The following is a 14,613-nucleotide window of genomic DNA, read 5'->3' on the forward strand; positions in this document are numbered from 1 at the left end:
GGCCGCATTGCGGCCCTTTCTGCATCAAGGTCAGGCGCTCAGGTATCGGCCCACGAGTTCGCACCGCCCATCTTCGCCACGCGGCTCAACGGCAGGTTATCGCGCACCGCCTGTTCGAATGCAGCGGATTCGAAGCCCAGCCAGGCATTGATGGTCGGTACCCGGCACAGGTTGTGCAGCTGGCGCAGCCGATACAGCGCAGGCAGACTGCGGTCGAGCACATCGGTCATCAGCCGCGGGCCGGTGAGGCGACTGAGCTCGCTGGCGTAGTGATAGAACGCCGCCGGGTCGCTGGCAAGGCTGGGCTTGCTGTCATAGAACGTTGGTGTCGCTTGGTAGCGGCTGTACATCTCTTCGAGAATCGCCTTGAGGGTGGGGTTGTCGGGATGGCTGCCGATCATGCTGGTGTTGAACTCGAAGTTCATGCCGAGCTTTTCGTTGCACACCGGTGGCGCCAGCACCAAACCGTCTGGGTTCGCCAGCAGCGGCACCTGGTCGATGAACTCTCCGTCGCCGTTTTCGCCGGCTTGCCGCAGGCTGTCGTCCATATCCAGGTACAGCCCGCCGTCATGGTCGAGCATGAAGAAGCGCAGGTCGTCGGCGGCCGAGGCAAAGTTGCTGGCGACGCCGCCATTACCCTCGAGCGCCGCCTGGTATTGCCGGTAGTACTTGCTTTTGATGAAGGCTTGGAAGAACGGCTGCTGTTCCAGGTGCAAGGCTTGCAGGCCTGGGGCCTTCTCGCCAAGCAAGCGCAGGTTTTCCTCGAAGGCTGCAGGCGAAGCGCCAGACACGAACACCCGGTAGCTGTACTGGCTGGTTTGCAGCAGGTCGGCGTTGCGCGCAAGGTTGGCGATCAGCTGCGCATCGATGACCTTGTCGCCGACCCACAGGCTGGAAATCGTTTTGGGGATCGGCGCAGCAGCGGCGAGCGAGTTTTCCGCCAGGGTCAGCGGCAGTGGCAGGTCAACGCCCAGGGCGCGCAAGGTCGCGCAGCGCATTTCATCGGTTACTACCCGCCCAGGTGGCATCGGCCTCAGGGCGCGCGCTCCAGGTCGAGCGATGTAGTGACGTGGCGCGACTTCGTTAGCGTCTTCCTCCATGATAAACGCATCGGCTTGCAGGTCGTACAGCACCTCCCAGTTGTAGCCACCGATCTCCGCCTGCAACCGATCGGCACTGCCGTCGTAGCGTGGCGTTCGGGTCACTGCATTGGCCGTCGTTTCATCCGCGCCGGGCAGCGGCGGGATGTCGTCGGGGATATGAAAGTATTCGGCAACGTCCAGCGCGGGCAATTGCGGCGCGTGCATTGGGCTCAGTGGGTAGCCCAACTGTTCGTTGATTCGGCTAGGCGGGACGAAGTTTTCGCTTTTGACCCGAAACAGCGCGCCGTTGGCCAGCCCTTCAGCGAGCACGGGCACTGCGTTGAACACGCCGTACAGCGCCTGTTCGACGCCTTGCGCCTGTTGCTCGACGCCTTTGCCATGGATGGCGCGGTCCAGGCCCAGACCCAGCTGCGCGACCCCACCTGCCGCCAGCAGCGGCACCAGCTCGGGCACGACAATGGCCAGTGGCGCGAGGATCGTCAATGTGTTGTTCAGGTAGCCCAGCCACTTGCCTTTGTTCACCTGCGCCTGGCTGATAACGATGAAATCCGCCTCGCTGTAGCTGCGCGCTTTCTGGTGCACGGTCAGCGCGTGGAACAGCTCGCCAGTGATCGGCGGGCTGTAGTGCTCGGGGCGATAATGAACATAGTCGCGTGGCGCCCACGGCCCGTCGGTGGTGAACCCTGCGCGGTTGGGCGAGCGGTGGTGAATGGCAGGATAGACGCCAAGACCGGTCAGCGCGGTATCCAGGCCACTGAAGTCCAGCCCATCGGGCCTGTCGGCCTGGGCAAAATAGCGCTTGAGCGCGCGACGTTTGTCGGCGTCCTGGCATTGCTCGCCAAACCAGTCGCGCAGGGCATCGAGGTTGGGGAATTCCAGCAGCGGCGAACTGTTGCCCGGCAGGTACAGCACCGTCAGCGGCGCATCGGCGGCGCTGATGCACACTGCATCGTTGGCGAGGTAGCCATAGACATTGAGCAGGCAGGCCTGGTGCCCGGGTGCTGGCACCATCAGTCCCGCAGCCTGCCACACCAGCTTGCGTCCGGCATCGCTCAGCGAGCCTTCCTGCACCTGCTTGTTGCAGGCGCTGATAAAGGCTAGCTTGGCCGTCAGACGATGGCTTTCAAAAGCGCTTTGCCAGTAGCGGTCCAGCGTGGCCAGGTAGGCGCTGTGCAGGTCGAGGTTCCAGATGAACGCTTCGAATGCCTCGGCGGGTATCTGCACCTGGGTACTGGCGTCGATGCGCTGAGGGCGTTGGCGGCGAAACAGGCCATTGAATACCTGATAGCCGGCGCCTGCTTGCCATTGCCCAGGCGCCGGCAGGTGGTCGACGAAGGTTACCCGGCCCTGGGGAAACGTCCCGGCCCAAGGCTCGCCGAACAGAGCACCCGCCAGGTTGCTGGCACTCTCGCCTTGCCAGTTGGCCAGGATCGCCTCGGTCAGGGTCATGCGTTGGGTGATGGCAGCGCGATAGCCGCGTGCGCCGTCGGGTTGGTAATGCAGGGTGATGACCTCGACCTGGTCCGGATCCAGCGGTTGGCCGCGTTCGCTGCTCCAGCGCTTCAAAGCGGCGATGGCCTGTTGATCGGGACGCGGCAGGGTGGTCAGGTGATCGCGGACGTACTGCACGCCAGTGGCGTTGATGATGGCTTTGCGCATACCGAGGGACTCGCGAAGTGAGGGCGTGCCAGCCTGGCGAAGTGGCACACCCTTCGGGCGGTACATATTGCAGTCGTCAACCCACGGCTCAGGTGTGCTGCCAGCTATGGGCCCGACCAACCTCTATGAATTGATCGAGTGGCACGTGCTCGCGCAACAGTTGGCTCAAGCGGGTCATGTCCAACGTGCTGTGGATGTTGTACACGGGCGATACCAGTAGCCTGCACATTTCGCGCAGTTGCTTGAGCCAGGGCAGGCGGGCATCGATCACGTCATTGAGCACGCCAGGGCCTGTGAGCTTGTTCAGGCGTCTGGCATAGGCATTGAATGCCACTGGATCAAGCCGCCAATCGGGGCGGCTGGCGTAGAAGGTAGGGTCCTGCTGGTAACGCCTGAGCATCTCGTCGGAGATGGCGTCCAGCGTCGGATTGTGCGGATGGCTGCCAATCGCGCTGCTGTTGTACTTGATGTCCATGCCCAGTTGCTCGTTGGACACCGGTGGCGAGAGCAGCAGACCATCGGCGGTGGTGCGCAGCGGCTGGTTGGCCAAGGGCAGGCTGCCTGGCGGGGATGCGGCATTGAGCAGGCGATCGTCGGCGTCCAGGTACAGGCCGCCGAAGTGCTTGAGCAGGCGGTAGCGCAGGATATCGGTGGCTGAGCTGAAGTTGGTCGCCTCGGCCCCAGCGCTGCCCATCGCCGCCTGGTACTGGGGGAAGTAGGCCGAACGGGTAAAGGCCTGGTAGAAACCCTCATCTTCCAAGGGGAAGACGTTCAGGTGTGGGGCGTTGGCCTGCAGCAGTCGCAGGTTGGTCTGGTACACGCTCGGGTACTGCCGCGAGAGGAACAGTTGATAGGTAAAACCCGTGCCATGCAGGGCGCTGGCGTTGTGCACCAGTGCGTCGAGAAAACTACCGGCAATGACCTTGTCCCCCACCCAGAGGCTGGAGACGATGTGTGGAATGGGGGTGCGCACCAGGCTGTCGAAATGCGAGTAGTCCAGTGGATACTCCAGTTCGATTCCCAATTGCTGCAGGGTCATGGTGCGCTGGGCATCGGTCACCGCGCGCTGCAGGTCGAGCAGTCGGGTCAGGGTCTGGGAGCTGCCGCTGGCGATGATCCAGCGCGTAGGCGCGAGTAGCGCGAGTTCGGCAACCTTGATGAAGCTGTTGCCGCGCAGGTCGAGCACGACAGGCTCGGTGTGCACGCCAGTATCGCTGTCGAACGCACCCTCGAAGCGGTGGGCCAGGTCTTCACCGATGCTGTCCAACACCGGTGAGCTGGAATCCGATGGCACCTCCCCTGGCTGGTGAAACGCCCACTCGGCAGGCAGTAGTTCGATCGTTTCGGTCGCAGGGGTCGATTCACCGAGCAATTGCGCCAGCTGTGACGGGCGGCTGAAGCCGGGCCGCAGATAACGGAAAACCTGGGTGGCGCGCTCGACCCCGAGTGTCAGCGGCGCCGCGTTGAACAGCCCGAACACCTGGTTTTCGACGCCTTGAGCCTTCTCTTCCAGGGAGTGGCCATTGACGGCCTGGTCGAGGCCGATGCCGAATTGCGACAAGCCGCCCAGTACCAGCACCGGTATCAGTTCCGGCACCACCAATGCCATCGGCGCCAGCATGCCCAGGGCGATGTTCAAGTAGTTGCCCAGACGTCTGCGGTCGATCTGTTGATTGGTCACCACCAGGTAGTCAGCCTCGTCATAACTGCGCTGGCGCTGGCGCTCGGCCAGGTGGCTGAACAGGTCGCCGGCAATCGGCCGGCTATTGGTCTGGGGTGCGAAATCGATGGTTTCCTCCGGGCTCCAGACGCCGCTGGTAGCAAAGCCTGTGTAGTTGACCGGCAGGTGGTGCGCCCGTGGATAGACGCCAAGTCCTTCGAGCGCCGTGCGCAGTCCGCTGTAATCCAGGCCGTCCTCCCAATCGGCGGGGGAGAAGCACTTTTGCAGCCACTCGCGCTTGGCCGGCTCCTGGCATTGCCGGGCGAACCATTGCTTGAGCGCCGCCATGTCGCTGAACTCATGCAGCGGCGACGCGTTGCCCGGCAGATACAGCAGCACGTGGGCATTGTCGTCTGGCTTGATGCACAACAACGACGTACTGCGGTAGCCATAGACGTTCAACATCCAGCACTTGATCGGCCGCGGGCTCGGGGCAACGATCGCAGCTGCTTGCCAGGCCAGCACGCGGGCTGCTTCGCTCAATTCGCCTGCGCGCACCTGGCGGTTGCAGGCATTGATGAAAGCGATCTTCAGCGCACGCCGGTAACGCGCCTGACTGGCCGTCCAATAGCTGTCGAGCTGAACCTTCAAGCGCGCCTGCAGATGCGTTTCCCACAGGTAGGCCTGAAAATCTTCAGCACGAATGTTCAGGCGTGTGGCTGGGCTGTATTCGCCGCTGGCGGTGTGCCGGTACAAGCCATTGAAAATGAGATAGGGCGAGGCATTGGACCAGGCCGACAGCGGGTCCAGGCGCTTGACCACCACCACCGCCTCGAGCGGCGCCAGGCCCGCCCAATTACCGTAGTGCAGGCCGGTGTAGCCGGCCGCGGGCTCTCCTTGCCAGTTGCCGAGCATGGCTTCGACCAGGTTGGCCCGCTGCTTGACCACTGCTGTGAGGGTATAGCGATCCGGGTTGGCGGCCAGGCGCGTGTACTGATAATGCAAGGTGACGACATCGATGGCAGCGGGCGAGACAGTGACGCCGCGCGCCTTGAGCCAATCTTCGAGCAGTTTCGCTGCAAGCGTGTCAGGGCGTGGAAAGCCCACCAGCGCAGTGCGCGCGAGCGAGGAGCGGGGAGGGGTTGGGGCAGGCATGTGCAGGTTCCTTGGCCATTCAAAGCGGGCCAAGGTAAACAGCTAGCAGCCAGGCAGGTGCTAATTAACGCTGGTTTGGCGCAGGCAGCAGCACGCCTGGATGGGGCGTGATATCCCGCTCACCCGGCGGTTCGTCGACGAATCCTGCAGGGACCTTGCCGCGCAGCTGCCAGGCGAAGGCGATGATCTCGGCGATGCTCAGGTACAACGCTTCGGGAATCTGCTCGCCCAGCTCCAGGCGAGCCAGCAGGGCGACCAGTTCGGCGTTCTCGTAGATCGGGACTTCATATTCCCGAGCCAGCGCCAGAATGGCTTCGGCCAGTTCGTCGTCGCCCTTGGCGGTCACGGTGGGCGCCTGCTGGCCGTCGTAATTGAGCGCGATGGCCTGGCGCGGTGCTTTGCTGTTCATGCTGTTTCATCCACCCAACGCTGTTCGACCCGCGTCTGCGGTCCTTGTGGCGGACTGCCTTGGTAGCAGTCCAGGTCGCCGACATCCAGGCCGCGGGCCAGCAGCCGTTCGCGCAGGGCGCCGAGCTGGCTGTCGATCAAACGTGCCGTGCGCTCGTGCTCGGCCCATAGCTGCCCGGACAAACGACCTTGGCTCAATTGCGCCTGGACCTGCAGCGGCCCCAATGGCGCGAGGTCGAAGGCCAGGTCGATGCGCCACAGCGCTTGCACAGGATCGGCCGGATCGCGCTGGCGTTGCGCCTGTTGTTCGGGGGTCTCCTCGCGCTGCAGCTTGACCTGCAACGGTATGAAGTCTTGCCCGTGACGTACCGGTATCTCGGTTTGCCAGGTGGTCTGCAGGTTGCCGTTTTCCAAGCTGCCCGATTGCTGCAAGCTGCTCAGCGCATGGCTCTGCAAGCGCGAAATGGCGGCGGCGGCCAAGCGCAGCAGCTGCTGTACGTCGCCTTCGTCTTCCAGGGCTTGCAGCAGCCGCGAGGGGATGGGAAACGCGCCCGGCGGCGTCTTGGGGCTGACCCGTTCGAGCATGCCCAGGGCACCACGGGCCATCACCGGCAGTGCTTGCGCCAGGCTCGTCGCAGCGATCGCTGGGTTGCCCGGCGCGCTGACCGTGGCCTGAGCCATCAGGCGCAACAGCTGGGTCTTGAGGTCACTGGCCATCCCCGCAGCTTGGCCTGTGAGCAACTTCGGTTCGAGGAAGGCGCCACTGTTGTCGAGGGCTTGGGCAAGCAGCTTGCTGTCGCTCAATTGTCGAGCGTCCGGCAGGCTGGCCAGCAGGCTGCTGGCGCTGACGCGCAGCGCCCCGTCGACGCTCGGGCGGCTGGCCAGTTGCTGCAAGGCATTGAGCAGGCTCGGCAGCGACGCCTGGCGGTGTTGCTGGGCCTGCAGGTGCTGGGCGATGTTCAGCTGCTCCTGACGGCCACTCAAGGGTACCAAGCGCAGCGCCTGGTCACCTTGCACGACGGCGCTGAGCAGGCTGCCCACGGCAAGCGGGCGAGGGCTGTCGAGCGTGAGCGTAGCGCCGGCCTGGGCAGTGTTGAGCAGCGTCACCAGGGCGCGATAGCCGGCCGCCTGGCCTGGTCCAGCAGGCAGCGCCTGATTGGTCAGTACCTTGCCCTGCAGCAGGCTACCCAGCGGTATCTTACTGGTATCGAGCTGAGTGAGGGTTGCCATGGCGCTGGCATTGGCCTGTGGCACCAGCAATGCCAGGCTGTTGCTCTGCGGCTGGGTAACGGTGATCTGGCTGCCTGGGGCGAGCGGCTGGGTGGTGCTGGCTTGGACGTGGGTCTGGTTGCCGTCGGCTTGCACCACCTGCAACAACAGTTGGAAGGTACTACCCGTCTGGCGCAGGCCCAGTACTTGGGCCTGGGCGGTTTCGCCGGGCTTGAGCAGACCGGGCTGGTCCTGGGTCAATTGCAGCAACTGGCCACTGAGCTGGGCCTTGAGGACTTGGCTGTTGAAAGCGGTTTGTGCGCTGAGACTATTGATTTCAGTCATGATTGTATACAACCTGTCGTACCGGTCAGCTTGCTTGCCGGGGCAGGCATGTATAATGCCGACCGCTCCTCACTGGCCAGTATAACGGCAGGGTGGCGAGTGACTTGAGACATTGGCAGTGCGCTGGCCATGCCAGCGTGGCTGCCGAGCACATAAGGCGAACCCGTGACCCTTCACCTCCAAGCCGTAGGCCTGGCCTGCGAGCGCGACTGGCGCCTGCTCTTCGAGCAGCTCGATGTCGCCCTGCGCCCTGGCGACATGCTGCAGATCAGTGGCCCTAACGGCAGCGGCAAGACCAGCCTGTTGCGTTTGCTCGCGGGCCTGATGCAGCCGACCGCCGGGCAAATCCTGCTCAATGGTCGAGCGCTGGGCGAGCAACGCCAGGCCCTGGCCAGCCTGCTGCTATGGATCGGCCATGCCGCAGGCATCAAGGACCTGCTCAGCGCCGAAGAGAACCTCGCCTGGTTGTGCGCCTTGCACCAGCCAGCCAGCCGCGAGGCGATCTGGACCGCACTGGCGGCGATCGGCCTGCGTGGTTTCGAAGACGTGCCTTGCCATACCCTGTCGGCCGGCCAGCAGCGCCGCGTGGCCTTGGCCCGCCTGTATCTGCCGGGGCCACCGCTGTGGATTCTCGACGAGCCGTTCACCGCTCTGGACAAGCAGGGCGTGGCGCAGCTCGAAGCGCACCTGGCGACCCATTGCGAGCAGGGTGGGACGGTGGTCTTGACCACCCACCACAGCCTTGCGCGCAAGCCTTCTGGTTACCGTGAACTGAACCTGGGGCAATGGGCGGCATGAGCGTATTCATTCTGTTGCTGCGCCGCGAAGCGCGCTTGCTGTTCCGCCGTCCGGCAGAACTGGCCAACCCGCTGGTGTTCTTCGCCATCGTGGTGGCGCTGTTTCCGCTGGCCGTCGGTCCGGAAAGCCAATTGTTGCAAACCTTGTCACCGGGATTGGTCTGGGTGGCTGCCTTGCTGGCGGTGCTGCTGTCGCTGGACGGCCTGTTTCGCAGCGATTTCGAGGACGGTTCGCTGGAGCAGTGGGTGCTCTCACCGCATCCGCTGGCGCTGCTGGTGCTGGCCAAGGTCTTGGCGCACTGGGTATTTTCCGGGCTGGCGCTGGTCGTGCTGGCGCCGCTGCTGGCGTTGATGCTGGGCCTGCCGAGCCATTGCCTGCCGGTGCTGCTCGGCTCTTTGTTGCTCGGCACTCCGGTGCTGAGCCTGCTGGGCGCCGTGGGCGCGGCACTGACGGTCGGGCTCAAGCGCGGTGGTCTGCTGCTGGCGTTGCTGATTCTGCCGTTGTATATCCCTGTATTGATCCTGGGCAGTGGTGCGCTGCAGGCGGCGTTGCAGAATATGCCAGCCACCGGCCACCTGCTCTGGCTGGCCAGCCTGACGGCCTTGGCCGTGACCTTGGCACCTTTTGCGATAGCCGCCGGCCTGAAGATCAGCGTCGGCGAATAACGAGTCCCGGGCCCAAGCTCGGCTAACACCGGATGTACCTGATGAAAATTAGCTGGACGTGGTTTCACAAACTGGGTTCGCCGAAATGGTTCTACGCCATCAGCGCTCGCCTGCTGCCGTGGCTGGCGTTCGCTGCTGCGCTGCTGCTGGCGGTCGGCGTGGTCTGGGGCCTGGGCTTCGCGCCGCAGGACTACCAGCAGGGCAACAGTTTTCGCATCATCTATATCCATGTGCCAGCGGCGATGCTCGCCCAGTCCTGCTATGTGCTGATGGCCCTGGCCGGGGTAGTGGGCCTGGTATGGAAGATGAAACTGGCTGACGTCGCCTTGCAATGCGCAGCGCCGATCGGCGCCTGGATGACCGCGCTGGCGCTGGTCACCGGGGCAATCTGGGGCAAGCCGACCTGGGGCAGCTGGTGGGTGTGGGACGCGCGGCTGACGTCGATGCTGATCTTGCTGTTCCTGTACTTCGGCATCATCGCCCTGGGCCAGGCCATCAGCAATCGCGACAGCGCGGGTAAAGCCTGTGCGGTGCTGGCCATCGTCGGGGTGATCAACATCCCGATCATCAAGTACTCGGTGGAGTGGTGGAACACCCTGCACCAGGGCGCCACCTTCACCCTGACCGAGAAACCGGCCATGCCTGCCGAAATGTGGCTGCCACTGTTGTGCACGGCGCTCGGCTTCTACTGCTTCTTCGGCGCCGTGCTGCTGATGCGCATGCGCCTCGAAGTGCTCAAGCGCGAGGCCCGCGCCAGTTGGGTGCGCGACGAAGTGTCGAGCAGCCTGGAACAGAGGGCCGCGCGATGAGTTTCGCATCCTTCGGCGAGTTTCTCGCCATGGGCCATCATGGCCTGTACGTCTGGTCGGCCTACGGCATCTGCCTGGCGGTCCTGGCGCTGAACGTTGCCGCTCCGTGGCTCGCTCGGCGTCGCTACTTGCAAGAAGAGGCGCGTCGTCTGCGCCGGGAGAACAACCTGTGAAACCGCAGCGCAAGAAACGCCTGTTCCTGATCCTCGGCCTGCTGGCCGGGGTCGCGGTGGCCGTTGCCTTCGCCTTGAGCGCCCTGCAACAGAACATCAACCTGTTTTACACCCCGACGCAGATCGCCAACGGCGAGGCACCGCTGGACACGCGCATTCGCGCAGGCGGCATGGTCGAAAAGGGCTCGGTGCAGCGTTCCTCCGACTCGCTCGATGTGCGCTTTGTGGTCACCGACTTCAACAAGGCCGTGCCGATCACCTACCGCGGCATCTTGCCCGACCTGTTCCGTGAAGGTCAGGGCATCGTCGCCTTGGGCAAGCTCAATGCGCAAGGCGTGGTAGTGGCCGACGAGGTGCTGGCCAAGCACGACGAAAAGTACATGCCGCCGGAGGTGACCAAAGCGCTCAAGGAAAGCGGCCAGGCAGCCAGCGGCGCGCAGGTGCAGCCATGAATGCCGCCCTGGTGATCCCTGAACTGGGCCAGTTGGCGATGATCCTGGCGATCTGCTTCGCCAGCGTGCAGGCCACCCTGCCGCTGGTCGGCGCCTGGCGCGGCGACAGCCTGTGGATGAGCCTGGCGCGCCCGGCAGCCTGGGGCCAATTCGCCTTCCTCGCATTCGCCTTCGCCTGCCTGACCCACGCCTTCATGACCGACAATTTCTCGGTTGCCTATGTGGCCAGTAATTCCAACAGCGCCTTGCCCTGGTACTACAAGTTCAGTGCCGTGTGGGGCGCGCACGAAGGCTCGCTGCTGCTCTGGGCCTTGATCCTCGGCGGCTGGACCTTCGCCGTCTCGGTGTTCTCGCGGCAACTGCCGCAGGTCATGCTCGCGCGCGTGCTGGCGGTCATGGGCATGATCAGCGTCGGCTTCCTGAGCTTCCTGATCATCACCTCCAACCCGTTCCAGCGCCTGCTGCCGCAGGTGCCCACCGATGGGCGCGACCTCAACCCGTTGCTGCAGGACTTCGGCCTGATCGTCCATCCGCCGATGCTGTACATGGGTTACGTGGGTTTTTCGGTGGCCTTCGCCTTCGCCATCGCGGCGTTGCTCGGCGGCCGTCTGGATGCGGCCTGGGCGCGCTGGTCGCGGCCCTGGACCATCGTCGCCTGGGCTTTTCTCGGGGTGGGCATCACCCTGGGCTCGTGGTGGGCCTACTATGAGTTGGGCTGGGGCGGCTGGTGGTTCTGGGACCCGGTGGAAAACGCCTCGTTCATGCCATGGTTGGTGGGCACCGCGCTGATCCACTCGTTGGCAGTCACCGAAAAACGCGGGGTATTCAAGAGCTGGACCGTGTTGCTGGCCATTGCCGCCTTTTCGCTGAGCCTGCTGGGTACCTTCCTGGTGCGCTCCGGGGTGCTGACCTCGGTGCATGCGTTTGCCTCGGACCCGGCCCGTGGTGTGTTCATCCTGATCTTCCTGCTGTTCGTCGTCGGCGGTTCGCTGACGCTGTTCGCCTTGCGCGCGCCGGTGGTCAAGAGCCAGGTGGGCTTTGCCCTGTGGTCTCGGGAAACGCTGCTGCTGGCCAATAACCTGGTGCTGGTGGTAGCGGCCTCGATGATCCTGCTCGGCACCCTGTATCCCTTGGTGCTCGATGCCTTGACCGGGGCCAAGCTGTCAGTCGGCCCACCGTACTTCGACGCCCTGTTCCTGCCGCTGATGGCACTGCTGATGGTGGTGTTGAGCCTCGGCGTGGTGGTGCGCTGGAAAGATACGCCGGGCCAATGGCTGCTTGGCATGATGACCCCGGTACTGATCGGCAGCGCCGTACTGGCGCCGGTCGCCGGCCTGATCGTCGATGATTTCGCCTGGCCGACCTTGAGCGCCTTCGCCTTGGCCGCCTGGGTGGTGCTCGGGGGTCTGCGCGATATTTTCGACAAGACTCGGCACAAAGGCCTGGGCAAAGGCCTGCGCAGCCTTTCGCGCAGCTACTGGGGCATGCAGCTGGCGCACCTGGGCCTGGCGGTGTGCGCCTTGGGCGTGGTGCTGTCGAGCAACAACAGCGCCGAGCGCGACCTGCGCATGGCACCCGGCGAGAGCGTCGAGTTGGGCGGGTACCGCTTCCTCTTCGAAGGGGCCAAGCACTTCGAGGGGCCCAACTTCATTTCCGACAAAGGCACCATTGTGGTGACCCGAGACGGGCGGGGCGTGACCACTCTGCATCCGGAAAAACGTTTGTACACCGTGCAGCAGTCGATGATGACCGAAGCGGGGATCGATGCCGGTTTCACCCGTGATCTCTACGTTGCATTGGGCGAGCCGCTGGAAAACGGTGCCTGGGCCGTGCGCGTGCACATCAAGCCTTATGTTCGCTGGATCTGGCTGGGCGGTCTGCTGACTGGCCTGGGCGGGTTGCTGGCGGCCTTGGATCGACGCTATCGCGTCAAGGTCAAGACCCGGGTGCGTGAGGCCCTGGGCGTGTCTGGAGCGCCAGCATGAAGCGTTGGATCATGATTCTGCCGTTGGCGCTGTTTCTGCTGATGGCGGTGTTTCTCTACAAGGGGCTGTTCCTCAAGCCCGAAGAGCTGCCCTCGGCGATGATCGGCAAGCCGTTCCCGGCGTTTTCGCTGGCCTCGACCCACGGTGAGCGGATGCTGACCCAGGCCGACCTGCAGGGCCGGCCGGCGCTGGTCAACGTCTGGGCGACCTGGTGCCCGTCGTGCAAGGTCGAGCACCCGTACTTGAACCAGTTGGCCCAGCAGGGTGTGGTGATCTACGGCATCAACTACAAGGATGACAACGCCGCTGCGCAGAAATGGCTGGCTGAATTCCACAACCCTTACCAGCTGGATATCCGCGACGAGCAGGGCAGCCTGGGGCTGGACCTGGGCGTGTATGGCGCACCGGAAACCTTCCTGATCGATGCCCAGGGCGTGATCCGCTACAAGCATGTGGGCGTGGTCGACGCCAGCGTCTGGCGCGAACAACTGGCACCGTTGTACCAGGGCCTGGTCGATGAGGCCCAACCATGAGGCGCTGGCTGGCAGCCGCCGTACTCGGCATGAGCCTGGCTGGCGTGACCAAGGCGGCCATCGACACCTATCAGTTTCGTGATGACGCCGAGCGCGAGCGCTATCAGCAACTGACCAAGGAGTTGCGCTGCCCCAAGTGCCAGAACCAGGACATCGCCGACTCCAATGCACCGATCGCCGCCGATCTACGCCGGGAAATCTTCCGCATGCTCGGCCAGGGCCAGAGCAATGAGCAGATCATCGAATTCATGGTCGACCGCTACGGTGATTTCGTGCGCTACAAACCGGCGCTCAGTGGCCGTACCTGGTTGCTCTGGTTCGGCCCCGGCATCCTTCTGGGCGCAGGCTTCGTGGTGCTGGCGGTGATCGTTCGCCGCCGCCGTGGCGCGGCTGCGCAAGTGCGTGATGAGCTGTCTGGCGAAGAACGCCGACGTTTGGCCAAACTGCTGGAAAAAGATCCTACCCATGACTGAATTCTGGCTTAGCGCGGGCCTGCTGCTGCTCGCCGCCCTTGGTTTTTTGCTGATTCCGATCCTGCGTGGCCGCCGCCAGCAGCAGGAAGAAGACCGTACCGCGCTCAATGTGGCCTTGTACCAGGAGCGGGTCGCCGAGTTGACGGCGCAGCAGGCCGCAGGCGTGCTCGACCCGGTGCAGTTGGCCAGCGGGCGCGACGAAGCGGCGCGCGAGTTGCTGGCCGACACCGAAAACGCCGAACCTTCGCGCCAGGGCCACCTGGGCAAGGCCCTGCCGCTGCTGGCCGCGCTGCTGGTGCCGCTGGCAGCGCTGGGCCTTTACGTGCATTTTGGCGCTGCCGACAAGGTGGCGCTGACGCAGGAGTTTGCCGCCGCGCCCAAGAGTCTCGAGGAGATGACCACACGCCTGGAGCGGGCCGTGCAGGCTCAGCCTGACTCGGCCGAAGGCCTGTATTTCCTCGGCCGCGCCTACATGGCCGAACAGCGCCCTGCCGATGCCGCGCGCACCTACGAGCGCGCCGTGGCATTGGCCGGTCGCCAGCCCGAGCTGCTGGGGCAATGGGCCCAGGCGCTGTATTTTGCCGCTGACAAACAGTGGAGCCCGCAGTTGCAGGCGCTGACCGATGAAGCGCTGCGCGCCGATGCCAATGAAGTCACCAGCCTGGGCCTGCGAGGTATCGCCGCGTTCGAAGGCGAGCGATACCAGGAAGCGATCGATTACTGGAACCGCCTGCTGGCGCAACTGCCCGCAGGCGACGCCTCGCGCGCGGCGCTGCAAGGCGGCATCGACCGGGCCGCGCAGCGCTTGGGTAATGGCGGTTCCCAGGCCACGGCGCCGGTACGCCTCACCGTACAGGTCGCGCTGGCGCCTGCGCTCAAGGACAAGGTGAAACCGGACGACAGCGTGTTCATCTTCGCCCGTGCCAGCAATGGCCCGCCCATGCCGCTGGCGGCCAGGCGAGTGACGGTGGCGCAGTTACCCATCGAAGTGGCGTTGACCGATGCCGATGCCATGCTGGCGCAGATGAAACTGTCTCAATTCGCCGAAGTCCAACTGGTTGCACGCGTCTCCCGCGCCGGCCAGCCCACGCACGGCGAGTGGATCGGTCAGGGAGCGCCTGTGGCCACGACCACCACGGCCACCCAGCAGCTGACCATCGACAGCCCCGACCAGTAAGAGAGCAAT

The 14,613-nt window shown here is 64.4% G+C and carries 13 protein-coding genes; 9 read left to right on the top strand and 4 right to left on the bottom strand.

Features of this window, described 5'->3' with window-relative positions:
* Positions 1-38 precede the first annotated feature (38 nt).
* The 4 genes from ACLEJW_RS13325 to fliK all read right to left on the bottom strand — a co-directional run bounded on the left by ACLEJW_RS13325 (position 39) and on the right by fliK (position 7,539).
* Positions 39-2,762 carry a dermonecrotic toxin domain-containing protein gene (locus ACLEJW_RS13325; protein ID WP_440777712.1) on the bottom strand — a complete coding sequence of 908 codons (2,724 nt, stop codon included), beginning with the start codon at positions 2,760-2,762 and terminating at the stop codon, positions 39-41.
* 88 nt (positions 2,763-2,850) lie between these two features.
* Positions 2,851-5,577 carry a dermonecrotic toxin domain-containing protein gene (locus tag ACLEJW_RS13330; RefSeq protein ID WP_440777713.1) on the bottom strand — a complete coding sequence of 909 codons (2,727 nt, stop codon included), beginning with the start codon at positions 5,575-5,577 and terminating at the stop codon, positions 2,851-2,853.
* 64 nt (positions 5,578-5,641) lie between these two features.
* Positions 5,642-5,986 carry an EscU/YscU/HrcU family type III secretion system export apparatus switch protein gene (locus ACLEJW_RS13335; RefSeq protein ID WP_440777714.1) on the bottom strand — a complete coding sequence of 115 codons (345 nt, stop codon included), beginning with the start codon at positions 5,984-5,986 and terminating at the stop codon, positions 5,642-5,644.
* Complete coding sequence (fliK, locus tag ACLEJW_RS13340; protein WP_440777715.1) at positions 5,983-7,539, bottom strand: flagellar hook-length control protein FliK; 1,557 nt, start codon at positions 7,537-7,539, stop codon at positions 5,983-5,985. Before fliK ends, ACLEJW_RS13335 begins: the two co-directional genes overlap by 4 nt.
* Before the next feature lie 165 nt (positions 7,540-7,704).
* On the opposite strand from fliK, the gene ccmA reads away from it, so the two are divergent.
* From ccmA to ccmI, 9 genes are read left to right on the top strand one after another with little or no spacing between them, the layout of a single operon-like run.
* The gene (gene ccmA / locus ACLEJW_RS13345) at positions 7,705-8,337 is read left to right on the top strand and encodes a cytochrome c biogenesis heme-transporting ATPase CcmA (RefSeq protein WP_145189263.1); all 633 of its coding nucleotides are present in this window, start codon (positions 7,705-7,707) and stop codon (positions 8,335-8,337) included.
* Positions 8,334-9,002, top strand: coding sequence for a heme exporter protein CcmB (gene ccmB, locus ACLEJW_RS13350; RefSeq protein ID WP_145189260.1), 669 nt, complete (start codon positions 8,334-8,336; stop codon positions 9,000-9,002). The genes ccmA and ccmB overlap by 4 nt, the downstream gene beginning before the upstream one ends.
* A gap of 41 nt (positions 9,003-9,043) precedes the next feature.
* Complete coding sequence (locus tag ACLEJW_RS13355) at positions 9,044-9,811, top strand: heme ABC transporter permease (protein ID WP_313297358.1); 768 nt, start codon at positions 9,044-9,046, stop codon at positions 9,809-9,811.
* On the top strand, positions 9,808-9,984 hold the full coding sequence (gene ccmD / locus ACLEJW_RS13360; protein ID WP_145189254.1) for a heme exporter protein CcmD: 177 nt from the start codon (positions 9,808-9,810) through the stop codon (positions 9,982-9,984). Before ACLEJW_RS13355 ends, ccmD begins: the two co-directional genes overlap by 4 nt.
* Positions 9,981-10,436 (top strand): cytochrome c maturation protein CcmE, encoded by a 456-nt coding sequence (gene ccmE, locus ACLEJW_RS13365; RefSeq protein WP_145189252.1) that lies wholly within the window; start codon positions 9,981-9,983, stop codon positions 10,434-10,436. Before ccmD ends, ccmE begins: the two co-directional genes overlap by 4 nt.
* An 11-nt stretch (positions 10,437-10,447) precedes the next feature.
* Positions 10,448-12,421 (top strand): heme lyase CcmF/NrfE family subunit, encoded by a 1,974-nt coding sequence (locus ACLEJW_RS13370; RefSeq protein WP_178108349.1) that lies wholly within the window; start codon positions 10,448-10,450, stop codon positions 12,419-12,421.
* On the top strand, positions 12,418-12,954 hold the full coding sequence (locus ACLEJW_RS13375) for a DsbE family thiol:disulfide interchange protein (protein ID WP_313297353.1): 537 nt from the start codon (positions 12,418-12,420) through the stop codon (positions 12,952-12,954). The genes ACLEJW_RS13370 and ACLEJW_RS13375 overlap by 4 nt, the downstream gene beginning before the upstream one ends.
* On the top strand, positions 12,951-13,427 hold the full coding sequence (locus tag ACLEJW_RS13380; protein WP_440777716.1) for a cytochrome c-type biogenesis protein: 477 nt from the start codon (positions 12,951-12,953) through the stop codon (positions 13,425-13,427). Before ACLEJW_RS13375 ends, ACLEJW_RS13380 begins: the two co-directional genes overlap by 4 nt.
* Positions 13,420-14,604: a c-type cytochrome biogenesis protein CcmI gene (ccmI, locus tag ACLEJW_RS13385; protein WP_145189242.1), complete on the top strand. Its 1,185-nt coding sequence runs from the start codon at positions 13,420-13,422 to the stop codon at positions 14,602-14,604. The genes ACLEJW_RS13380 and ccmI overlap by 8 nt, the downstream gene beginning before the upstream one ends.
* Positions 14,605-14,613 lie beyond the last annotated feature (9 nt).

This window comes from Pseudomonas sp. SMSB3, assembly GCF_052041965.1.
In the GTDB taxonomy this organism is placed as follows: Bacteria; Pseudomonadota; Gammaproteobacteria; order Pseudomonadales; family Pseudomonadaceae; genus Aquipseudomonas.